The 21,719-nt window shown below is 67.5% G+C and carries 22 protein-coding genes and 1 tRNA gene; 12 read left to right on the top strand and 11 right to left on the bottom strand.

From position 1 onward, the window contains the following. The first annotated feature begins 25 nt into the window (after positions 1-25). Positions 26-1,699, top strand: coding sequence for a dihydroxy-acid dehydratase (gene ilvD / locus L810_RS23370; RefSeq protein WP_021160790.1), 1,674 nt, complete (start codon positions 26-28; stop codon positions 1,697-1,699). 127 nt (positions 1,700-1,826) lie between these two features. Beyond that, positions 1,827-2,153 (top strand): c-type cytochrome, encoded by a 327-nt coding sequence (locus tag L810_RS23365; RefSeq protein ID WP_021160789.1) that lies wholly within the window; start codon positions 1,827-1,829, stop codon positions 2,151-2,153. A 142-nt stretch (positions 2,154-2,295) separates the two neighbouring features. Here the strand turns inward: L810_RS23365 and L810_RS23360 are convergent, their stop codons facing one another. From L810_RS23360 to L810_RS23350, 3 genes are read right to left on the bottom strand one after another with little or no spacing between them, the layout of a single operon-like run. Continuing rightward, entirely contained in the window at positions 2,296-3,069 is a 774-nt protein-coding gene (locus L810_RS23360; RefSeq protein WP_021160788.1) for a DUF2486 family protein, read from the bottom strand. Positions 3,070-3,094: 25 nt separating this feature from the next. After that, positions 3,095-3,511 (bottom strand): DNA polymerase III subunit chi, encoded by a 417-nt coding sequence (locus tag L810_RS23355; RefSeq protein WP_021160787.1) that lies wholly within the window; start codon positions 3,509-3,511, stop codon positions 3,095-3,097. Between the two features lie 34 nt (positions 3,512-3,545). Further along, a complete protein-coding gene (locus L810_RS23350; protein WP_021160786.1) occupies positions 3,546-5,057 on the bottom strand; it encodes a leucyl aminopeptidase in 1,512 nt (503 codons plus the stop codon). A gap of 122 nt (positions 5,058-5,179) precedes the next feature. On the opposite strand from L810_RS23350, the gene lptF reads away from it, so the two are divergent. Genes lptF through L810_RS23335 form a run of 3 tightly spaced genes read left to right on the top strand, consistent with a single transcriptional unit; the run spans position 5,180 to position 7,834 of the window. Further along, complete coding sequence (gene lptF, locus L810_RS23345) at positions 5,180-6,271, top strand: LPS export ABC transporter permease LptF (RefSeq protein ID WP_021160785.1); 1,092 nt, start codon at positions 5,180-5,182, stop codon at positions 6,269-6,271. Positions 6,272-6,274: 3 nt separating this feature from the next. Beyond that, on the top strand, positions 6,275-7,423 hold the full coding sequence (gene lptG / locus L810_RS23340) for an LPS export ABC transporter permease LptG (RefSeq protein WP_021160784.1): 1,149 nt from the start codon (positions 6,275-6,277) through the stop codon (positions 7,421-7,423). Between the two features lie 27 nt (positions 7,424-7,450). Next, positions 7,451-7,834: a sirohydrochlorin chelatase gene (locus L810_RS23335; protein ID WP_021160783.1), complete on the top strand. Its 384-nt coding sequence runs from the start codon at positions 7,451-7,453 to the stop codon at positions 7,832-7,834. A gap of 106 nt (positions 7,835-7,940) precedes the next feature. On the opposite strand, the gene cobA is transcribed toward L810_RS23335, so the two are convergent. The 6 genes from cobA to L810_RS23305 form a co-directional block, all read right to left on the bottom strand. Further along, positions 7,941-8,690 carry a uroporphyrinogen-III C-methyltransferase gene (cobA, locus tag L810_RS23330; protein ID WP_021160782.1) on the bottom strand — a complete coding sequence of 250 codons (750 nt, stop codon included), beginning with the start codon at positions 8,688-8,690 and terminating at the stop codon, positions 7,941-7,943. Between the two features lie 86 nt (positions 8,691-8,776). Then, entirely contained in the window at positions 8,777-10,093 is a 1,317-nt protein-coding gene (locus L810_RS23325; protein ID WP_021160781.1) for a sulfate adenylyltransferase subunit 1, read from the bottom strand. 22 nt (positions 10,094-10,115) lie between these two features. Next, positions 10,116-11,078 (bottom strand): sulfate adenylyltransferase subunit CysD, encoded by a 963-nt coding sequence (cysD, locus tag L810_RS23320; RefSeq protein ID WP_021160780.1) that lies wholly within the window; start codon positions 11,076-11,078, stop codon positions 10,116-10,118. A gap of 76 nt (positions 11,079-11,154) precedes the next feature. Continuing rightward, the gene (locus tag L810_RS23315) at positions 11,155-11,904 is read right to left on the bottom strand and encodes a phosphoadenylyl-sulfate reductase (protein ID WP_021160779.1); all 750 of its coding nucleotides are present in this window, start codon (positions 11,902-11,904) and stop codon (positions 11,155-11,157) included. Further along, a complete protein-coding gene (locus L810_RS23310) occupies positions 11,901-12,452 on the bottom strand; it encodes a DUF934 domain-containing protein (protein ID WP_021160778.1) in 552 nt (183 codons plus the stop codon). The genes L810_RS23315 and L810_RS23310 overlap by 4 nt, the downstream gene beginning before the upstream one ends. A 25-nt stretch (positions 12,453-12,477) precedes the next feature. Next, positions 12,478-14,157 carry a nitrite/sulfite reductase gene (locus L810_RS23305; protein WP_021160777.1) on the bottom strand — a complete coding sequence of 560 codons (1,680 nt, stop codon included), beginning with the start codon at positions 14,155-14,157 and terminating at the stop codon, positions 12,478-12,480. Positions 14,158-14,371: 214 nt separating this feature from the next. On the opposite strand from L810_RS23305, the gene L810_RS23300 reads away from it, so the two are divergent. From L810_RS23300 to L810_RS48495, 4 genes are all read left to right on the top strand, one after another. Further along, positions 14,372-15,313, top strand: a complete 942-nt coding sequence (locus L810_RS23300; protein WP_014896306.1) for a CysB family HTH-type transcriptional regulator — start codon at positions 14,372-14,374, stop codon at positions 15,311-15,313. A gap of 70 nt (positions 15,314-15,383) precedes the next feature. Next, the gene (locus L810_RS23295; protein WP_021160776.1) at positions 15,384-16,541 is read left to right on the top strand and encodes an ABC transporter substrate-binding protein; all 1,158 of its coding nucleotides are present in this window, start codon (positions 15,384-15,386) and stop codon (positions 16,539-16,541) included. Between the two features lie 96 nt (positions 16,542-16,637). Further along, positions 16,638-16,722: transfer RNA gene (locus L810_RS23290), tRNA-Leu, on the top strand. A 147-nt stretch (positions 16,723-16,869) separates the two neighbouring features. Beyond that, positions 16,870-17,037: a hypothetical protein gene (locus tag L810_RS48495; protein WP_021160775.1), complete on the top strand. Its 168-nt coding sequence runs from the start codon at positions 16,870-16,872 to the stop codon at positions 17,035-17,037. Positions 17,038-17,073: 36 nt separating this feature from the next. Here L810_RS48495 and L810_RS23285 read toward each other — a convergent pair whose 3' ends face one another. Next, entirely contained in the window at positions 17,074-17,976 is a 903-nt protein-coding gene (locus L810_RS23285) for a LysR family transcriptional regulator (RefSeq protein ID WP_042975787.1), read from the bottom strand. A gap of 117 nt (positions 17,977-18,093) precedes the next feature. Between L810_RS23285 and L810_RS23280 the strand changes: the two genes are divergently transcribed. Next, the gene (locus tag L810_RS23280; protein ID WP_042975785.1) at positions 18,094-18,831 is read left to right on the top strand and encodes an SDR family oxidoreductase; all 738 of its coding nucleotides are present in this window, start codon (positions 18,094-18,096) and stop codon (positions 18,829-18,831) included. A 40-nt stretch (positions 18,832-18,871) separates the two neighbouring features. Continuing rightward, entirely contained in the window at positions 18,872-19,771 is a 900-nt protein-coding gene (locus tag L810_RS23275; protein WP_021160774.1) for an SDR family oxidoreductase, read from the top strand. 37 nt (positions 19,772-19,808) lie between these two features. On the opposite strand, the gene L810_RS23270 is transcribed toward L810_RS23275, so the two are convergent. Then, positions 19,809-20,699 (bottom strand): alpha/beta fold hydrolase, encoded by an 891-nt coding sequence (locus L810_RS23270; RefSeq protein ID WP_021160773.1) that lies wholly within the window; start codon positions 20,697-20,699, stop codon positions 19,809-19,811. Positions 20,700-20,805: 106 nt separating this feature from the next. On the opposite strand from L810_RS23270, the gene L810_RS23265 reads away from it, so the two are divergent. After that, positions 20,806-21,702, top strand: a complete 897-nt coding sequence (locus tag L810_RS23265; RefSeq protein ID WP_021160772.1) for a LysR family transcriptional regulator — start codon at positions 20,806-20,808, stop codon at positions 21,700-21,702. Positions 21,703-21,719 lie beyond the last annotated feature (17 nt).

Genomic DNA, 21,719 nt, shown 5'->3' with positions numbered 1-21,719 from the left:
TGCCCAGACTACGATGGAGTCCCCCATGGCTTACAACCGCCGCTCGAGGCACATCACGCAAGGCGTGGCCCGATCGCCGAATCGCTCGATGTATTACGCGCTCGGTTACCAGAAGGACGATTTCGACAAGCCGATGATCGGCATCGCGAACGGCCATTCGACGATCACGCCGTGCAATTCGGGCCTGCAGCGCCTGTCGGACGCAGCCGTCGCGGCCGTGAAGGCATCCGATGCGAACCCGCAGATCTTCGGCACGCCGACGATTTCGGACGGCATGTCGATGGGCACCGAAGGCATGAAGTACTCGCTCGTGTCGCGCGAGGTGATCGCCGACTGCATCGAGACCTGCGTGCAGGGGCAATGGATGGATGGCGTGGTCGTCGTCGGCGGCTGCGACAAGAACATGCCGGGCGGGATGATCGCGCTCGCGCGCCTGAACGTGCCGGGCATCTACGTGTACGGCGGCACGATCCGCCCCGGCCACTGGAAAGGCCGCGACCTGACGATCGTCTCGTCGTTCGAGGCCGTCGGCGAATTCACCGCGGGCCGGATGTCGCAGGAGGATTTCGAAGGGGTCGAGCAGAACGCATGCCCGACGTCGGGTTCGTGCGGCGGGATGTACACCGCGAACACGATGAGTTCGTCGTTCGAGGCGCTCGGGATGTCGCTGCTGTACTCGTCGACGATGGCCAACCCCGACCAGGAGAAGGTCGATTCGGCCGCCGAGTCGGCGCGCGTGCTCGTCGAGGCCGTGAAGCGCGACCTGAAGCCGCGCGACATCATCACGAAGGAATCGATCGAGAACGCGGTGTCGGTGATCATGGCGACGGGCGGTTCGACCAATGCCGTGCTGCACTATCTCGCGATCGCGCACGCGGCCGAGGTCGACTGGACAATCGACGACTTCGAGCGCATCCGCAAGCGCGTGCCCGTGATCTGCGACCTCAAGCCGTCGGGGAAGTACGTCGCGACCGACCTGCACCGGGCCGGCGGGATTCCGCAGGTGCTGAAGATCCTGCTCGACGCGGGGCTGCTGCACGGCGACTGCATGACGATCACCGGCCGCACGATCGCCGACGAACTGAAGGACGTGCCCGCCGTGCCGCGCGCGGACCAGGACGTGATCTTCCCGATCGACCGCGCGCTGTACAAGGAAGGCCACCTTGCGATCCTGAAAGGCAATCTCGCGGAAGACGGCGCGGTCGCGAAGATCACCGGCCTGAAGAACCCCGTGATCACAGGCCCGGCGCGGGTGTTCGACGACGAGCAGAGCGCGATGGATGCGATTCTCGGCGACCGGATCCAGGCAGGCGACATCCTCGTGCTGCGCTATCTCGGCCCGAAGGGTGGCCCCGGCATGCCCGAAATGCTCGCGCCGACGTCCGCGATCATCGGCAAGGGGCTCGGCGAATCGGTCGGCTTCATCACCGACGGCCGCTTCTCGGGCGGCACCTGGGGCATGGTGGTCGGCCATGTCGCGCCCGAGGCGTTCGTCGGCGGCACGATCGCGCTCGTGCAGGAAGGCGACTCGATCACGATCGACGCGCACCGGCTGCTGCTGCAGTTGAACGTGGACGACGCGGAACTCGCGCGCCGCCGCGCCGCGTGGCAACAGCCGGCACCGCGCTACACGCGTGGCGTGCTCGCGAAATTTGCGGCACTCGCCCGGCCCGCGAACCAGGGTGCCGTCACGGGTTGACATGGATGCATGACCACATGCGACCCCGTTAAACATGACCGCCGGGGGAACGCGCAAAACGCGCTTTCCCTTTGCTTTTATAATGCGCGGGTCATGAAGCCGGCCGTCCCCGCCGGCGGAGAACCGCATGAAACACTCGATATTGCGCGTCCTGCTCGCCACGCTGCTGATCGGCAGCGGGGCGGCGGCGCGCGCCGACCAGGCCGACGGGCTCGCGCTTGCCCAGCGCAAGAACTGCATGGCCTGCCACGCGATCGGCAAACCGCTGATGGGCCCGTCGTTCCGCGACATCGCCGGCAAGTATGCGGCGCGCGGCGACGCCGTCGATTACCTCGCCCAATCGATCGTGAAAGGCAGCGTCGGCGTATGGGGCAGTGTGCCGATGCCCGCCAATACGCAACTGACGAGCACCGAAGCCCACACGCTCGCGCAATGGGCGCTGTCGGTACGCTGATCCGGGTTCAACGGGCGGAAACCGCCGTCACGCGGGGCTCCACCGGCAGGCAGGCCCGCCGAGGGCCGACCCGCACCTCGCCGGCCGCTTCACCGGCCTTTACTGGAATCGCACCCTGTTTTTTACCTGAACGGCCGCGCACTCAACCGGCATGACCGGCGCGGCGGCGTGCGATTTCTTCGTCGACCGCGTCGCGAACCCAGTCCATCACCTCGGTTTCCAGCGCCAGCGCCACTTCGCGCGTGATCTGGCCGACCAGCCAGGCCGAATGCTCGTGCAGCGCGTCGCGACAACGGACTTCGATGGCCTCGCGCCCGTCCCCGGTCAGATAGTTCGTCAGGCGATTGCGCAGGCGCTCGGCGATGTGCTGGGCATCTTCCGGCGTCAGCCCGGCCACTGCCTGCGCATCCTGCTGCGTCGCAGCGGCCGGTGCGACGGCCTCCGGCATGTGCGCCTCACGCGCGTGCCCGACCGCCTCACGCGCCACCGCGGCGAACGCGTGCGGCAGCACATCGTCGTCGGCCAGCGACGAGCGCAGCGGCGCACTCATCGCCGCCGAGTCTTCGGCAACCACGTGCTCCGCGGCGCCGGGCTCCGCCGGCGCATCGGTCTCGCCAAGCGCGGCGGCGGCGACTGTCGCCGTCTCCACCGCCTCGTCGCCCGGCAGTTCGACCACCGGCACGTGCGGCGTCGGCACGGGTTCGACCACGACGGAATCGGGGGCGAGCGCGTCGGGCATGGAATCGGCCGGCGCCGCACCCGCGGTGCGCGGCGCGACCACGTCGGTCAGCACCGGAATCGCCGCGCCGGCAGGCGGCTGCGCAGCGTCGGGCGCGAGCCCGCGCGCCGGCACCGGCTTGCCCGGCACCAGCACGTCGGTCAGCGTCGGGATCGAGGATGAATCGGCTTCTGTCACGGGAACACTCCGTCGACGGTTGCGGCTAGCTGCCCTGCTTGTAGTTGTTCAGCGCGTATCCGCGGTCGCGGTAGAACCGGTAGCGGTCGCGGCCCGCGGCCAGTTCGTCCGGCGCGTTGCCGACCACTTCGAGCAGGCGCTCGAAGCGGGCGAACTGCGCAGGCACGGCCGCGCCGAGGTTCAGCAGCACGTGATGATGCGGTGCGCGGTCGAGATCCGCGGCCAGCACGATCGGCGTGCCGGCTGCGTGCTCGCTGTCGACACCGCAATGCGGGATGAAATCGAGCGGCGAGAACGTCCAGAGCCGCTCGTCGAGCGCGCGCAGGCGCGCGGGCTCGGCGAGCACGACGACCGGCTGCCCGGCCTGGTAGGCCTTGCGCAGCAGCCGGCACGCGTACGCGAGCGAATCGCCGACGTTCGAGTGGAAATCGATCCGCGTCATTGCCCGCGTACCCGCAGCGTCGTCAACACCGCCATCACTGGCCGGCGCGGTCGATCAGGAACTGCGCGAGCAGCGGCACCGGACGGCCCGTCGCGCCCTTCGCCGCACCGCCCTTCCACGCGGTGCCCGCGATGTCGAGGTGGGCCCACGGATAGCTGTCGGTGAAGCGCGACAGGAAACACGCGGCGGTCACGGCGCCGGCCGGGCGCCCGCCGATGTTCGCGAGATCCGCGAAGTTCGACTTCAGCTGATCCTGGTACTCGTCGTCGAGCGGCATGCGCCATGCCGGGTCGTTCGCCTCGCGCGACGCGTCGAGCAGTTCGCCCGCAAGCGCGTCGTTCGTCGAGAACAGGCCGCTGTTGTGGCCGCCCAGCGCGATCACGCACGCGCCCGTCAGCGTTGCGACGTCGATCACGGCGGCCGGCTTGAAGCGCTCGGCATACGTCAGCGCGTCGCACAGGATCAGGCGCCCTTCGGCGTCGGTGTTCAACACCTCGATCGTCAGGCCCTTCATGCTGGTGACGATGTCGCCCGGCTTCGTCGCGTTGCCGCCCGGCATGTTCTCGCAGGTCGGCACGATCGCGACGACGTTGATCTTCAGGCCCATCTCGGCGACCGCACGCATCGTACCGAGCACCGAACCGGCGCCGCACATGTCGTACTTCATCTCGTCCATGCCCTCGCCCGGCTTCAGCGAGATGCCGCCCGTGTCGAACGTGATGCCCTTGCCGACCAGCACGACCGGCGCGGCCTTCGCGGCGGCGCCCTGGTAGTGCAGCACGATGAACTGCGGCGGCTCGACCGACGCGCGCGCGACCGACAGGAACGAGCCCATCTTCAGCGCCTGGATCTGCTTGAGCCCGAGCACTTCCGCCTTCAGGCCCCAATCCTTCGCGATCTTCTTCGCGGTGTTGCCGAGGTAGGTCGGCGTGCAGACGTTACCCGGCAGGTTGCCGAGGTCGCGGGTGAGATCCATCCCGTTCGCGAGCGCGACGGCCTGCTTGACCGCGACCTTCGCAGCCTTTTCGTCGGACGGATCGACGCTGAACACGACGCGCTTGAGCGTGTGCGACGCCGGTTCCGGCTTGCTCTTCATCTGCGTGAAGCGGTAGGTCTCGTTGCGCAGCGCGAGAATCGCCGCGCGCACGCCCCAGTCGGAGCTGCGCTCGTCGACCGGCAGTTGCGCGAGCGTGAACGTGACCTGGACGACCTTGGTCGCCAGCAGCGCGCGCCACGCGGCCGTCGCTGCGTCGTTATAGGCTTTCTGGTTGAAAGCATCCTGCTTGCCGAGGCCGACGAGCAGCACGCGCGACGCGCCGATGCCCGACACTTCGTGCAGGAACAGCGTCTTGCCGCGCTTGCCGTCCATGTCGCCGGCCTTCACCACGCGCGAAATCAGTCCCTTGGTGGCCGTGTCGATGTCGAGCGCCGCGCCCGAGAGGGTCTGCGCCTCGAAGATGCCGAGCACGATGCAATCGGACTTCCCGGTCAGGAACCCCTTCGCCTCGCCTTTGCTCCAATCACAGCCTTTTATGCTAAAGTCCATCGCGCTTGTCCTCGGATAAAATCTGGGCTAAGGATGAAAGCCGCAATTATCCGCTATTTTTCCCGTGGCGGCGCGAGCGCTCCGCTACGCGTGCGCAGCCTCCCGCCCTCTTCTCTTCAAGAATGATCTTCGAACGCTCCCTCCAGCGCGAGCTTGCGTATACGGCTGGCGCCGTGTTCATGGTGCTGCTCACGATCATGCTCACGACGATGATGATCCGCATCGTCGGTTACGCCGCGTCCGGTGAAATCGATCCGCGGGACGTCCTCGTGCTGATCGGCCTCACCGTGATCGGCTACCTCGCCGTGATGCTCGTCGTCACGCTGTTCGTGTCGATCCTGTTCGTGCTGACCCGGTGGTACCGGGACTCCGAAATGGTCGTGTGGCTCGCGTCGGGCGTAAGCCTCACGCGCCTCATCAAGCCGATCGGCGTGTTCGCCACGCCGATCATCCTGCTGATCGCCTTCTTCGCGTTCGTCGGCTGGCCGTGGTCGAACCAGCAAAGCAAGATGATCAAGGCACGCTTCCAGCAGCGCGACGAGATCTCGCTGCTCGCGCCGGGCCAGTTCCGCGAGTCGGCCACGAACCACCGCGTGTTCTTCATCGAGAAGATGACGCCCGACCAGAGCAAGGTGCAGAACGTGTTCGTCACGTCGACCGAGAACGGCAAGGTCAACGTGGTCGTATCGCAGACGGGTCACACGGAAACGCGCGACGGCAGCCGCTTCGTCGTCCTGGAAGACGGCCGCCGCTACGACGGCACGCCCGGCCAGCCGAACTTCAAGATCATGGAGTTCGAGCGCTACGGCGTGAAGATCACGAGCACGCCGGTCACCAACGTGCCGACCACGAACAGCACGCCGACGCCGGACCTGCTGCGCAACCCGACGCGCGACAACCTCGCGGAATTCGCGTGGCGCGCGGGGCTGCCGCTGATCGCGATCAACCTGCTGGTGCTCGGCATTCCGCTGTCGTACCAGAACCCGCGCCGCAGCCGCACGATCAACCTCGTGATGGCCGTGCTGATCTACCTCACGTACTCGAACCTGCTGAACGTCGTGCAGGCGCAGATCGAGCAGGGCAAGATGTCGTTCGGCGTCGGCCTGGTCGGCCTGCACCTCGTCGTCGCCGCGATCGTCGCGTTCATCTTCTGGTTGCGCGTGCGCAATCGTCCGCTGTTTACACGCGCGCTGTTCGGCCGCTCGGGAGCATGATCGATGCGGCTCTATGAAAAGTACTTCGCGCGACAGATCTACGTCACGTTCGTCTTCATCCTGTTCGCGTTCTCGGGCCTGTTCTTCTTCTTCGACCTGATCAGCGAACTGAACTCGGTCGGGCACGGCAACTACAAGTTCGGCTACGCGGTGCTGCGCGTCGCGTTGCAGACCCCGTCGCGCTTCTACGAGATCATCCCGGTCGCCGCGCTGATCAGCGCGATCTACGTGTTCGCGCAGATGGCCGCGAACTCGGAATTCACGATCTTCCGCGTGTCGGGTCTCGCGACCAACCAGGCGCTGCGCTCGCTGCTGAAGATCGGCATTCCGCTCGTGATCGTCACCTACCTGATCGGCGAATTCGTCGGCCCCTACGCCGATCAGTTGTCCGAGCGCGTGCGGCTGCAGGCGCTGGGCGCATCGGTATCGTCGAACTTCCAGTCGGGCGTGTGGGTGAAGGACACGCTCGCGGCCCGCGAAAACGGCGAGCAGGTTACGCGTTTCGTCAACGTCGGCAGCCTGTCGCCCGACTCGACGATCAGCAACGTGCGCATCTACGAATTCGACTCGAAGTTCCAGCTCCAGAACGTGCGGATCGCGCAGACGGGACGCTACGAGCCGCCCGGCCACTGGCTGTTGAAGGGCGTCTCCGAAACCGAGCTGACGCCGATCAAGCCGATCAGCGGCCAGCCGGCCGACGCGCTCAACCCGGTGTACCGGTCGCAGCAGGTATCGCTGCCCGAATACCGGCTGCGTTCGGACCTGACGCCGCAGATCCTGTCGGTGCTGCTCGTGTCGCCGGAGCGCATGTCGATCATCAACCTGTTCCGCTACATCCAGCATTTGCGCGAGAACCAGCAGGACACGCAGCGCTACGACATCGCACTGTGGCGCAAGCTGCTGTATCCGTTCGCCGTGTTCGTGATGCTCGTGCTGTCGCTGCCGTTCGCCTACCTGCACACGCGGGCGGGCGTGGTCGGCGTGAAGGTGTTCGGCGGCATCATGCTCGGCATGAGCTTCCAGCTCCTCAACACGCTGTTCTCGCACATCGGCACGCTGAACACGTGGCCCGCGCCGCTCACTGCCGCGACGCCGGGCCTGATCTATCTCGCGCTCGGCCTGTTCGCGCTCAAGTGGGTCGACCGGCACTGAGCGCCGCGTCATGACGGAGGCTTCGACATGAGTTCGCACGGCATCGTCCTGTTCGGCCACGGCGCCCGCGACCCGCGCTGGGCCGAGCCGTTCGAGCGGCTCGCCACGCGGCTGCGCGGCGCCGCCTCCCCCTCGGCCCACGTGTCGCTCGCGTTCCTCGAACTGATGACGCCGACGCTCGGTGACGCGGTCGCCGCGCAGGTCGCGGCCGGTTGCTCGCACATCACCGTGGTGCCCGTGTTCTTCGGCCAGGGCGGCCATGTCCGCCGCGATCTGCCGCAACTCGTCGATGCGTGCCGCGCCGCGCATCCGGGCATCGAGATCCGCTGCGCGACGGCCGTCGGCGAAGACGACGGCGTGCTCGACGCGATCGCGCGCTACTGTATCGACCAGATCGATAGCAACGCGTGAGCCGCGCGGTTAGCGTTTAGCGTTGCACAAAGAAAAAGCGCCGGCTTGATGAAGCCGGCGCTTTTTTGTTTCGGACTGCGGCGGGATCCCGCTCAGGCCGCCCCGCTCAGGCCGCATTTCGCAGCGAATCGCCCTCTTTCGCCTGTCCGGCGCGCTCGGCGAACGCATCGCCGATCATCAGCAGGCTCGGTTCCGCGGGATCGAGCCACGCCTGCGCGTCGCCCGCCGCCATCTGCGCGAGCGTCAGGGTCAGCATGCGCTCGCGCGCGGTGCTGCACGCCTCGACGATCGCCACGGGCGTCGCCGGCGCACGGCCTGCGTCGATCAGTTCCTGCGCGATGCCGGGCGCGCTGTCGCGGCCCATGTAGTAGACGATCGAATCGGCGCGCGCGGCTTCGCGGATCTCGTCGCTGCCCGGCGCGCGGCTGTGCGTCGCGAACGCGACGCTGCGCGACACGCCGCGCAGCGTCAGCGAACGCTTCAGCGTCGCCGCGCCGGCCAGTGCCGCGGTGATGCCCGGCACGACCTCGTAGTCGATGCCGGCCGCTTCCAGCGCGCGCATCTCCTCTTCGGCACGACCGAACAGCATCGGGTCACCGCCCTTGAGCCGCACGACGCACGCGTGCTCGCGCGCCGCATCGACAATCTGCTTGTTGATGAAGTGCTGCGCGGTCGAGCGCTGCCCGCAGCGCTTGCCGACTGCGATCCGGCGCGCGTTCGGCGCGTAGTCGAGCATCGCGGGCTCGACGAGCGCGTCGTGCAGCACGACGTCCGCCTGCGCGAGCAGCCGCGCGCCGCGCACCGTGATGAGGTCCGCCGCGCCCGGCCCTGCTCCGATCAGATACACCTTGCCCATGTTTGTCGCTTCGCTTCGTCCGTGCGGACGTTTGCCTACGGCCCGCGCCGCCGTGTGGCGGCGCGGTTCGCCGCGCAGATTGACGATTACGCCGAGAACGCCCGGATCATGCCCGCGGCGACCGTGTGATGCGTCGCCTCGTCGATCAGCACGAACGCACCGGTACCCGGATGCGCGTCGTACGTGTCGCAGACGATCGGCTTCTGCAGCGTCAGCGCGACACGGCCGATGTCGTTCATCTTCAGGTCGTGACGGTCGGTCGCATGCGACAGCGTGTGCACGTCGAGCACCTGCTTGACGCCGCCGATCTTCGCGAACACCGTGCTGGTGGTCTGCTTCAGCAGGTACTTGCGCTGCGGCGACAGCGGCGTCTCGTCGAACCAGCACAGATCGGCTTCGAGCTTCTTCGCCGGTGCAACCGGCTCGCCGGAGGTGACGAACATGTCGCCGCGCGACACGTCGACGTCTTCCGCGAGGCGGATCGTCACGGTCTGGCCCGCGAACGCGTGCGCGACCGACGCGGTGCCGCCGGGCACCGGCGCGACGATCTCGGCGACCGTCGCCGTGCGGTTCGACGGCAACACGGCGATCTCGTCGCCGACCTTCACCTCGCCCGACTCGATACGGCCCATGTAGCCGCGGAAATCGTCGGCCGAGCTGCCGTCCTGGCGCGCGACCCACTGCACCGGGAAGCGCAGCGCGTCATGCGCCTGCGTCTCGACCGGCAGCGATTCGAGCACGTCGAGCAGCGGTTCGCCCGCGTACCACGGCATGCGTTCGCTCGCGCCGACGATGTTGTCGCCCTTCAGCGCCGACACCGGCACGAAGCGCACGTCGGTGAGGCCGAGCTGCTTCGCCAGCGTGACGTACGCGTCGCGGATCTCGTTGAAGCGCGCTTCGCTGTAGTCGACGAGGTCCATCTTGTTGATCGCGACGATCACGTGCTGCAGCGCGAGCAGCTTGACGATCGCGCTGTGACGCTTGGTCTGCGGCAGCAGGTCGGCGACACCGTTCTCGACCGTCACGCGCGTCGCGTCGATCAGGATGATCGCCGCGTGCGCGGTCGATGCGCCCGTCACCATGTTGCGCGTGTACTGCTCGTGGCCCGGCGTATCGGCGATGATGAACTTGCGCTTCGCGGTCGCGAAGTAGCGGTACGCGACGTCGATCGTGATGCCCTGCTCGCGCTCGGCTTCGAGACCGTCGGTCAGGAGCGCGAGGTCGAGCTCGTCGCCGACCGTGCGCTTGTTCTTCGCGCGCGACAGCGCGGACAGCTGGTCGGACAGCACGGCCTTGCTGTCGTACAGCAGGCGGCCGATCAGCGTGCTCTTGCCGTCGTCGACGCTGCCAGCGGTGATGAAGCGCAACACGCCGAGGTCTTCGGTGTTCTCGATGATGCTCATGATGTGAATGTCCTCGTGTGCTTCAGAAATAACCTTGCTTCTTGCGCTGTTCCATCGCGGCTTCGGAGGCCTGGTCGTCCATCCGGGTCGCGCCGCGCTCGGTGATCTCGGTCACCGCCGTCTCGGCGATGATCTTCTCGACGTCGTCCGCGTCGCTCTCGACCGGGCACGTGCAGCTGATGTCGCCCACGGTACGGAAGCGCACCTGCGCGAGCTCGCTCGTCTCGCCGTCACGCATCGGCGTGAGCGGCGTGACCGGCACGAGCAGGCCGTTGCGGCGCACGATCTCGCGCTGGTGCGCGTAGTAGATCGACGGCAGTTCGAGGTTCTCGCGCGCGATGTACTGCCACACGTCGAGTTCCGTCCAGTTCGAGATCGGGAACACGCGCAGGTGCTCGCCGTTGTGCAGGCGGGCGTTGTACAGGCTCCACAGTTCCGGGCGCTGCGCCTTCGGGTCCCACTGGCCGAATTCGTCGCGGAACGAGAAGATCCGCTCCTTCGCGCGTGCCTTCTCTTCGTCGCGGCGCGCACCGCCGATCAGCGCCGTATAGCCGTACTGTTCGATCGTCTCGAGCAGCGTGACGGCCTGTGCGGCGTTGCGCGAATCGGTTTCGCGGCGCAGCACGACCGTGCCGCGCTTGATCGAATCCTCGACGTGACCGACGACCAGCTCGGCGCCGAGTTCTTTCGCGCGGCGGTCGCGGAAGTCGATCACTTCTTCGTAGTTGTGGCCCGTGTCGATGTGCACGAGCGGGAACGGCAGCGTCGTCTTGCGGTTCGCGCCGAGGCCGAACGCCTTCAGCGCCAGGTGCAGCACGACGACCGAATCCTTGCCGCCCGAGAACAACAGCGCCGGCTTGCTGCATTCGGCGACCAGTTCGCGCAGGATGTGGATCGACTCGGCTTCGAGCCAGTCGAGGTGGCCCATGCGGTTGTCGGCACCGGCGGGCGGGGCAAAGGCGGATTGCTCGAGCGTCGTGCTCATGATTTCAGTCCTTCTCTTCTGGGTTCGTGCCGCCCGCTGTCGCGGGCGGCGCAATATTCAGTTTCTTGTCAGGCTTTCAGTGCGTGGCGCCGGCAACGGCGTCCGCGGGAATCGGCGTGATCGTGATGTGCAGGCCGCATTCCTTCGTGTCGCGCGACTCCCACCACCAGCGGCCCGCGCGGCTGTCCTCGCCGGGGCGGATCGCCCGCGTACAGGGCTCGCAGCCGATGCTCGGGTAACCGCGCGCATGCAGCGGGTTCACCGGCACGTCAAACGCGTTAAGGTACGCCCACACGTCGCTTTCCGTCCAGTCGGCGAGCGGGTTGTACTTCGCGATCCCGCGCGCTTCGTCCTGCTCTTCCTCGTGCAGCTCGGCACGCGTGACCGACTGCTCGCGGCGCTGGCCCGTGACCCATGCCCCGACGTCGGCCAGCGCGCGATTCAGCGGCTCGACCTTGCGGATGTGGCAGCACGACTTGCGCAGCTCGACGCTTTCGTAGAACGCGTTCAGGCCGTGCTCGGCGACGTACTGGTCGACCGCGTCCTGCTGCGGATGAAACTGCTCGATCTCGTAGCCGTAGCGCTCGCGCACGCGGTCGATCATGCCGAGCGTTTCCGCGTGCAGGCGGCCCGTGTTCAGCGAGAAGATGCCGATCCGGACGCCCTTCGACAGGATCGCGTGCGTCAGCAGCATGTCTTCCGCCGCGAGACTGCTCGCGAACTTCACCTTGTCGTGACGCGCACCGATCTGCGCGAGCAGCGCGTCGAGGCGCTCGACCTTCGCGGCGAGTTCCGGGCTCAGCGCGGTGGTGGCGGCGGTGCTCATGCGCCCACCTTCGCTTCAGCCACGCCAGCCGCCGCGGCGCGGCGGCGGAACAGCGGTTCGGGCTGGTCGAACGCGCCCTGATAACGCTGCGTGAATTCCGTGAACGCGTTCAGCGCGTCGTGGATGTCCTTGTCGGCGCGCACCGCGAATGCGTCGAAGCCGCAACGCGACATGTACAGCAACTGGTCGCGCAGCACGTCGCCGATCGCGCGCAGTTCGCCCGTCCAGCCGTGGCGCTCGCGCAGCAGGCGCGCGATGCTGTAGCCGCGGCCGTCCGCGAAGCGCGGGAAGTCGACGGCGACCAGCGAAATCGCGCCGAAGTCGGCCACGAGATCGGCCGGTTCGCTGTCCGGCGCGAGCCACACGCCGAGCTCGTCCTTCGTCTTCGCGGCGACGAGCGCCGCGCGCTCGGCCTGCCACAACGCGAACGGCACCAGCACCTTGCCGGCCGGCAACGCGTCGACCGCGGGCAGTGCACCGTCTTCCGCCGCGCGCACGACCTGCCATGCATCGTCGATCACTGCGCGGTTCTTGATAATCGAAGCCATCTGCTTATTCCTTCTACCCGGTTGGTTACGCGTTCACTGCCTGGCGCGCCGCATACACGCGCTCCTTGAACGGCGCGATGCCGATGCGGTCGTACGTGTCGACGAAGCGCTCGCCGTCGACGCGCGATTCGACGAACGTGTCGATCAGCTTCGCGATCACGTCGGGCACTTCCTCCGCCGAGAACGACGGCCCGATCACGCGGCCGAGGCGCGCGCCGTTCCGGCCCGTGCCCTGCTCGCCGCCGAGCGACACCTGGTACCACTCGGCGCCGTCCTTGTCGACACCGAGGATGCCGATGTTGCCGACGTGGTGGTGACCGCACGAGTTCATGCAACCGGAAATGTTCAGCGACAGGTCGCCGAGGTCGTATACGTAGTCCAGATCGTCGAAACGCTGCTGGATCGCCAGCGCGATCGGGATCGACTTCGCGTTCGCGAGCGAGCAGAAGTCGCCGCCCGGGCACGCGATGATGTCGGTCAGCAGGCCGATGTTCGGCGTCGCGAAACCGGCCGCCTTCGCCTTTTCCCACACCTCGAACAGGTCGCGCTTCTTCACGTTCGCGAGAATCAGGTTCTGCTCGTGCGACACGCGCAGCTCGCCGAACGAATAGGCGTCGGCCCAGTCGGCCACCAGGTCCATCTGCTGGTCGGTCGCATCGCCCGGCGCGATGCGGTGATCCTTCAGCGACAGCGTGACGGCTGCATAACCGGCCACCTTGTGCGGTGCGACGTTACGCTCGACCCAGCGCGCGAACGCCTTGTTCTCGAGCAGGTGCTGTTCGAACGATGCATCGGTGTCGGCCAGCTTCTCGTAGACGGGCGGCTGGAAGTACTGCGACACGCGATCGACTTCCGCCTGCGTGAGCGTCGACGGGCCGTCCTTCAGGTGCTGCCACTCTTCCTCGACCTGCTGCGCGAACTTCGCGGGCGACAGCGCCTTCACGAGGATCTTGATGCGCGCCTTGTACAGGTTGTCGCGGCGGCCGTAGCGGTTGTACACGCGCAGCACGGCTTCGCAGTAGGTCAGCAGGTGCTGCCACGGCAGGTCTTCCTTGATCACCGCGCCGATGATCGGCGTACGGCCGAGGCCGCCGCCCGCGAGGATGCTCGCGACCACTTCGCCCTGCGCGTTCTTCTTCAGGTACACGCCGAGGTCGTGAATCTGCACGGCCGCGCGGTCGTCCTTCGAGCCCGACACCGCGATCTTGAACTTGCGCGGCAGCCACGCGAATTCGGGATGGAACGTCGACCACTGGCGCAGGATTTCCGACCACGGGCGCGGATCGATCTCTTCGTCCTGGGCGACGCCGGCGAACTGGTCGGCCGTGATGTTGCGGATGCAGTTGCCCGACGTCTGGATGCCGTGCATCTGCACCGACGCGAGCTTCGCGAGGATCTCGGGCGTCTCCTCGAGCTTGATCCAGTTGAACTGGATGTTCGAGCGGGTCGAGAAATGGCCGTAGCCGCGGTCGTGTTCGCGGGCGATGCGCGCCAGCATCCGGAGCTGGTCGCTGCGCAGGTTGCCGTACGGAATCGCGATGCGGTGCATGTACGCGTGGCGCTGCATGTACAGGCCGTTCTGCAGGCGCAGCGGACGGAATTCTTCTTCGCTCAACTCGCCCGACAGCCGGCGGCGCACCTGATCGCGGTACTGCGCGACACGCTCGTCGACGATCGTCTGGTCGTATTGGTCGTACTGATACATTCGGGGACCCCAGGGTTTTCGTGGTGACCGCGCGACGTCCTAGCCACGTCGCGCCCGAATCTCCGTTCCGCCGTCACCGCCCCCATCCGCTGGCGGATGGATTGCTAATGACGAAAACAGATATCCATATTTGAAAAACTCCGGTGAATCGTAATAAACTCGCCTTATATTTCAAACGACTAAAAAATTCTGTTGATATGCGGAAGGGTTATAAATGAACCTGCACCAATTTCGCTTCGTGCGCGAGGCCGTCCGGCAGAATTTCAACCTCACCGAGGCCGCCAAGGCGCTCTATACGTCGCAACCGGGGGTATCGAAGGCGATCATCGAGCTCGAGGACGAGCTCGGCGTGGAGATCTTCACGCGGCACGGCAAGCGCGTGCGCTCGCTCACCGAGCCGGGCAGGATCATCCTCGCGTCGGTCGAGCGGATTCTTCAGGAGGTTGAAAGCCTTAAAAGGGTCGGGAAAGATTACGCAGCACAGGATCAGGGCAACCTGACCATCGCCGCGACCCACACGCAGGCCCGCTACTCGCTGCCGGCCGCGATCGCCGAATTCAAGAAGCGCTTCCCGAAGGTACACCTGTCGATCCTGCAAGGCAGCCCGACGCAGGTGGCCGAGATGGTGATCCACGACCAGGCCGATCTCGCGATCGCGACCGAGGCGATCTCCGACTACAAGGAGCTCGTGTCGCTGCCCTGCTTCCAGTGGCATCACGCGGCCGTCGTACCGGCCGACCACCCGTTGCTCGAACGCAAGCCGGTCACGCTCGACGATCTCGCCCAGTACCCGCTGATCACGTACGACGACGCGTTCGCGGGCCGCAAGAAGATCAACCATGCGTTCGCGCTGCGCGGGCTGTCGCCGGACATCGTGCTCGAGGCGATCGACGCCGACGTGATCAAGACCTACGTCGAACTCGGCCTCGGCGTCGGGATCATGGCCGACATCGCGTTCAATCCCGAGCGCGACCGCAACCTGCGGCTGATCCCGGTCGGCCACCTGTTCGGCAGCAACGTGACGCGTGTCGCGCTCAAGCAGGGCGCCTACCTGCGCAGCTATGTGTATACGCTCGTCGAACTGCTGTCACCGACGCTGAACCGCAAGCTGATCGAACAGGCGCTCAAGGGCGAATCCGAATCGTACGAGCTTTGACCGGCCTGTATAAACACAGGGGCGCGAATCCGAACCGCGCCCCTTTTCGTTGCCCGACGGAGAATCCCGCATGACGCTTCCCGCCCTGTTGCGCCGCGCCGCCGCCGGCGCGCTCGCGCTCGCCTGTGCCGCCGCCCATGCCGACCTGAAGGTCGGCGTCGACCTGTCGTCGACAGGCCCGGCCGCCGCGATCGGCATCACGAGCAAGAACGCCATCCTGATGTGGCCGAAGACGATCGCCGGGCAGCCGGTGCAGGTGACGGTACTCGACGATGCATCCGACCCGGGCACCGCGGTGCGCAACATCCGCAAGCTGGTCGACGAGGATCACGTCGACGTCGTGGTCGGGCCGAACATCACGCCGGCCGCGCTCGCGGCGCTCGACGCGGTCGCGGCCGGGCAGACGCCGATGATCACGCTGGTCGGTTCCGGCGCGATCGTCGAGCCGCAGGAAGGCGCGCGGACCTGGGCGTTCAAGATGGCGCAGAGCGACCGCGCGATGGCCGACGTGATGACGCGCTACATGGCGAACCACGGCGTGAAGACGGTCGGATTCATCGGCTTTGCGGACAGCTACGGCGACAGCTGGCTCAACGAGTTCACGCGCTTCGCGGACCTGCGCAAGATCCGCGTCGTCGCGACCGAGCGCTACAACCGCACCGACGCGAGCGTCACGGGCCAGGCATTGAAGCTGATCGCGGCGAAACCCGACGCGATCCTGATCGCGGGCTCGGGCACGCCGGCCGTGCTGCCGCAGCGCACGCTGATCGAGCGCGGCTACAAGGGCCCGGTCTACCAGACGCACGGGATCGCGACGCCGGAATTCATCAAGCTCGGCGGCAAGGACGTCGACGGGACGCTGTTCCCGACCCAGCCGGTGGTCGTCGCGCGCACGCTGCCGGCCGATCATCCGGCCCGCAAGGCCGCGCTCGCGTTCGTCGACGCATATGAGGCGAAATACGGCGCCGGCACGGTCACGCAGTTCGCGGGCGACGCGGCGGGCGTCTACCCGCGCCTTGCCGATGCGGTCGGCCGCGCGCTGAAGGCCGCTCAGCCCGGCACGCCCGCGTTCCGTGCGGCGCTGCGGCGCGAACTGGAACGCGCGCACGAGCTCGTCGTGCCGAACGGCGTCGTCAATACCAGCGACAAGGATCATGTGGGGCTCGATCAGCGCGCGAGCGTGATGGGGATCGTCAAGCAGGGCCGGTTCGTCTACCTGAGCCAGTAACGTGCGCGACCGGCACCGGGGCAGCTTGCCCGGCGTCGGGATTTCAGACATAATCCGCGTTTCGCCGCGCACAATCGCATGCGCGGCCAGGATCAAGCCCAGGTGGTGAAATTGGTAGACGCAGGGGACTCAAAATCCCCCGCCGCAAGGCGTGCCGGTTCGATTCCGGCCCTGGGCACCAGTATTTCGCAGCGTCGTGCGCTGCATCTGTCGAAACCCGCGCAAGCTCGCCGCTTCGCGGGTTTTTTGTTTTTGCCGCCCGCGCCGCAACGCGCGCCCCCGCGCAACAGTCCAAGCATCATGAGGACGCGCGGCACGGAGGCACGCCATGTCCATGCGCACGATTTCATCCCCGCTGCGCCGCCGCGTGCTCGCCGTGGCGCTCGTGCTCGTGCTGGGCGGATGCGACGTCCTGACCGCGCCGCCGGTGCCTGACTGGCCGGGCCCGCACGCACCGTATCCGTTCCCGGACAACATCCCGCATCGCACCGAATGAAGCGCCGGCCGGCCTGCCGCCTGCCGTGCCTCGCGCTCAGGCCATCAGTTCGCGAACGAAGTCGAGAAACACCCTCACCTTCGCCGAGACGAGGTTTGACGCGTGGTGATACGCGTAAAGCGGGAACGTCTCGTCCGCCCATTCCGGCAACAGCAGCACCAGCCGCCCTTCAGCCAGGATGTCCCGCGCATAGAGTTCCAGTAATTGCGCAATCCCCACGCCGCCCAGGCACGCACCGAGCAGCATGCCCGTATCGTTGACCATCAGCCGGCCGGCGGCATCGAACGGCACCACTTCCTTGCCGCGATGGAATTCCCATTCGAATGGCCGCCCCGTCACCGGGTCGCGGATCAGCACGCAACGGTGCCCGTCCGCGAGGTCCCGCGGATGCCGCGGTTCGCCATGACGCGCGACATAGGCTGTCGACGCGCAGGTGAGCACGCGCGTTTCCAGCAGCAGCCGCGCACGATACGACGACGGTTCCGGAACGCCGAATCGCACGGCCACGTCGAACCCGTCGGCGACGAGGTCTCCCATCCGGTCGCGCACGCTGATCTCGACGGACAGGTCGGGGAAGCGGTCGAGAAACTCCGCCATCCTCGGTGCCAGCACGTAGTGGCCGAAGGTCGCGTCGACATTGACGCGCAGCCGCCCCCTGACACGCGCCTTCGACTGGCCGGCGTCGATCGCCGCCTCCTCGATGCCGGCCAGCAGCGGCGCGACCGCCTCATAGAAACGCCGGCCCTCGTCGGTCAGCGTGATCGCGCGCGCCGTGCGGTTGAAGATCCGGATGCCGACGCGCTCTTCCAGCCGGGCAACGGCACGGCTCACCGCCGGCTGCGTCAGCCCCATCGCCTCGCCGGCGCGCGCGAAGGTGCCCGCCTCGATCACCGCCGAGAGCACGCCGATCCCGCTCAAAAGCCTGCTGTCGAATGCCATAAGACATACTTTCAGTCATTCTTGATCTTCCGATTATTCATTATTTTTATTGACCGAGGAAGCCTACATTAGTCCTGTCGCCGGATCGCACGGCACTCACAAACCAAGGAGCAGGACATGAGCACATCGGAACAGGTCGCCCTCGTCACGGGTTCGTCGCGCGGCATCGGCGCGGAAATCGCGCGCCAGCTCGCCCGGGACGGCTTCCGGGTCATCGTCAACTATGCAGGGAGCGCCGGCCCGGCCCGCGAAGTGGTCGACGCGATCGTCGCCGACGGCGGCCATGCCGTCGCGGTGCAGGCGAACGTCGCCGACCCGGCGGCCGTGGCCGCGCTGTTCGACGCCGCGCAAGAGGCATTCGGCGGCGTGGATGTCGTGGTCAATTCCGCGGGCGTGATGAAGCTGGCGACCATCGCCGACTGCGACGATGCACTCTTCGACGAAACGATCGCCATCAACGTGAAAGGCACCTTCAACGTATGCCGCGAAGCGGCCAGGCGGGTGCGCGACGGGGGACGCATCATCAACCTGTCGACCAGCGTGATCGGCATGCGCATGCCGACTTACGGCGTGTACGTCGCCAGCAAGGCGGCAGTCGAAAGCCTGACTCAGGTGCTCGCGCAGGAAATGCGCGGGCGCGGCATTCGCGTGAATGCCGTCGCGCCGGGACCGGTCGCGACCGAGTTGTTCCTGCAGGGCAAGAGCCCCGAACTCGTCGATCGGCTCGCGAAGCTGAACCCGCTCGAGCGGCTCGGCCAGCCCGACGACATCGCGCGCGTCGTCGCATTCCTCGCCGGCCCCGACGGCGCGTGGGTCAACGGCCAGATCCTGCGCGCCAACGGCGGCATGTGCTGACGGGCCGCCTGCCTCGCCCCCCGCTTACCGGAGATCGATCATGAAGGAAGTCATTCTCGTCACGGGTGCGTCCAGCGGCTTCGGCCTGCTGACGGCCCAGGCGCTCGCCCGCGCCGGCCATACCGTCTACGCGTCGATGCGCGAAAGCAGCGGCCGCAACGCGCCGCGCGTCGCCGCCATTGCGGCCTACGCGCAGGAGCACGGGGTCGACCTGCGCACCGTCGAGCTCGACGTCGGCGACGGCGCGTCCGTCGCTGCCGCCATCGATCGCGTGATCGCGGACAACGGCCGCCTGGACGTCATCGTCCACAATGCCGGCCACATGGTGTTCGGTCCGGCCGAAGCGTTCACGCCCGAGCAGATCGCCCAGCTCTACGACATCAACGTCGTATCGACCCAGCGCGTCAACCGCGCGGCGCTGCCGCACCTGCGCCGTCAGGGCCGCGGCCTGCTCGTCTGGGTGTCGTCGTCCTCCGCGCGCGGCGGCACGCCGCCGTTCCTCGCCCCTTACTTCGCCGCGAAGGCCGCGATGGATTCGCTCGCGGTGTCCTATGCCGCCGAACTCGCCCGCTGGGGTATCGAGACGTCGATCGTCGTGCCGGGCGCCTTCACCCGGGGCACGAATCACTTCGCCCATGCGGGCAAGCCGGCCGATGCGGCCGTGCAGGCCGCGTACGACGACGGCCCCTATGCGGGCGTCGCCGGGCAGGCGCTGCAGGGCCTCGCCGCGCTCGAACCGGCAGACGCCGATGCCGGCACCGTCGCGACGGCGATTGCCGACATCGTCGCCGCACCCGCCGGCAAGCGTCCGTACCGCGTATTCGTCGATCCGTCGCAGGACGGCGCGGAGGAGGTGTTCCGCGTCGGCGATCGCGTGCGCCGCGAGATGTTCAGGAACATCGGCCTCGCCGACCTGCTGGTCGCCCGCGTCGGCAGTTGATCCGGTGCGCGCCCGGCGCCGGGCACGCCGGCGCGCATCAGCACAGCTCGCAGAACCCGAGGATCGCTTCCGCAACCGCCGCCGGCGCCTCGCGCTGCGGAAAGTGGCCGACACCGTCCAGCACCTGCCGCGCGTAGCGGCCCGTGAAGAAGCGCTCACGCCCGGCCGAGCTGTCCGGATGATTGCAGGTATCCGCGCCGCCGTGCAGCACCAGTGTCGGCAATGCCAGCACCGGCGCGGGATTCAAGCGCGCTTCGTCACCGGCGTGGGCCGGCGCGCCCGGCGCGAATCCCCACCGATGCCGATACGAGTGCAGGACGACGTCGATCCAGTCGGGCCCGTCGAACGCGGCTGCCGCCGCCTCGAAATCGCCGTCGCGATACCAGCCCGGTGGCGACCACGTGTCCCACATCAAACGGGCAAACGCGCGGCGATCGTCGCGCAACGCCTGCTCGCCGCGCGGCGTCGCCATGAACCAGTGATACCAGTAATTGCGCGCCTGCTGCAGCGACAGCGGCTGCCCGGGGTCGTTGGTGCCGTATCCGACCGACAGCATCACGAGATGCGATGCGGCGTCATCGCGCAGCCCGCACGCATTCGCGGCCGCCCGGGCGCCCCAGTCGTGCCCGACCAGCACGGGTCGCTCGAGGCCGAGCGCATCAACGAAGTCGAGCACATCTCGACCGAGCGCCGCGAGCTGGCCGCTGCGCGGCACGGATGCGTCACGAAAGCGCGTCGGCGCAAAGCCGCGCAGCGCAGGCGCGAGCACGCGGTAGCCGCGCGCGGCAAGCGTCGCCGCCACGGCGCCCCAGCCGATCGGGCTGTCCGGCCAGCCGTGCAGCAGTACCGCCACGCGCTCGCCGCGCGGGTTCCATTCGAGATAGGCAATATCGAGCGACGCGGTCGTCGCATGCGCGTAGGTCGTCATCGTGCACTCCGTTGGGTCGATCCGAGTGGACGATGGTAGGCCGGTCGTTCATCACGATTCGCGGAGTATCATTGTTCACTCTTCGCATATTGTGTTGAATCGAACTATGGAACCGCAGACCGATCCCGCGTCGACCGCGCTCGACATCACGCTGCTGCGCACCTTCCTCGAAGTCGTCGACAGCCGCGGGTTCGCGCCGGCCGCGGAACGGCTTGCGTTGACACCGTCCGCCGTCAGCGGCCATATCAAGCGGCTCGAACAGGCGGCCGGCACGGTGCTGCTCGCGCGCACGACGCGCCGCATCGCGCTCACGCCGGCCGGCGACACGCTGTACGCGTACGCGCGCAACATCGTCGACATGGAGCGCGAAGTGCGCGCGAGGCTGCGCGGCGCACCGGCGCACGGGCCGCTGCGGGTCGGCGCGTCGGAGGATTTCGCGGGCGCGTGGCTGCCGCATGTGCTGCGCACGTTTCGCGACCGCCACCCGCGCACGTCGATCGAACTGAAGGTCGGCATCACCGCGTCGCTGCTGCGCGAGCAGACGCTCGGCCGGCTCGACGTCGTGTTCGGCAAGCAGTGCCGGCAGGTCGACACGCCGGGCGAACTGCTGTGGGAAGAGCCGCTCGTGTGGGCGTTCGCGTCGGATCGCACGCTCGACGCCGGCGGCGACGTGCCGCTCGCGCTGTTTCCGCAGCCGTGCGTTTATCGCGAAGCCGCCGTCGCGGCACTCGCCGCCGCGCTGCGCCCGTTTCGCGTGCTGTTCGAGAGCGGCAGCATGGCCGGCTGCGTGTCGGCCGCGCTCGCCGGCTTCGCGGTCACCGCGCTGGCGCGCAGCCAGTTGCGCGACGGCTTGCGCGAATGCGGGCAGCAAGACGGCCTGCCGGCGTTGCCGGCCGCACGCTTTTACGCGTTCGCGTCGAAGCCCGACGGCGCCGGCGCCGCGCTGATCGACGCGGTGCGGGCCACCGGGCGCACGCGGCAGTTCTCCGCACACGCCGACTGAACGCGCACCGGTCGCAA

The organism is Burkholderia sp. AU4i (assembly GCF_000466765.1).
GTDB classification, from domain to species: domain Bacteria; phylum Pseudomonadota; class Gammaproteobacteria; order Burkholderiales; family Burkholderiaceae; genus Burkholderia; species Burkholderia cepacia.
Note: the sequence above shows the minus strand (reverse complement) of the source record. Positions and strands in the feature narration are given on the sequence as shown.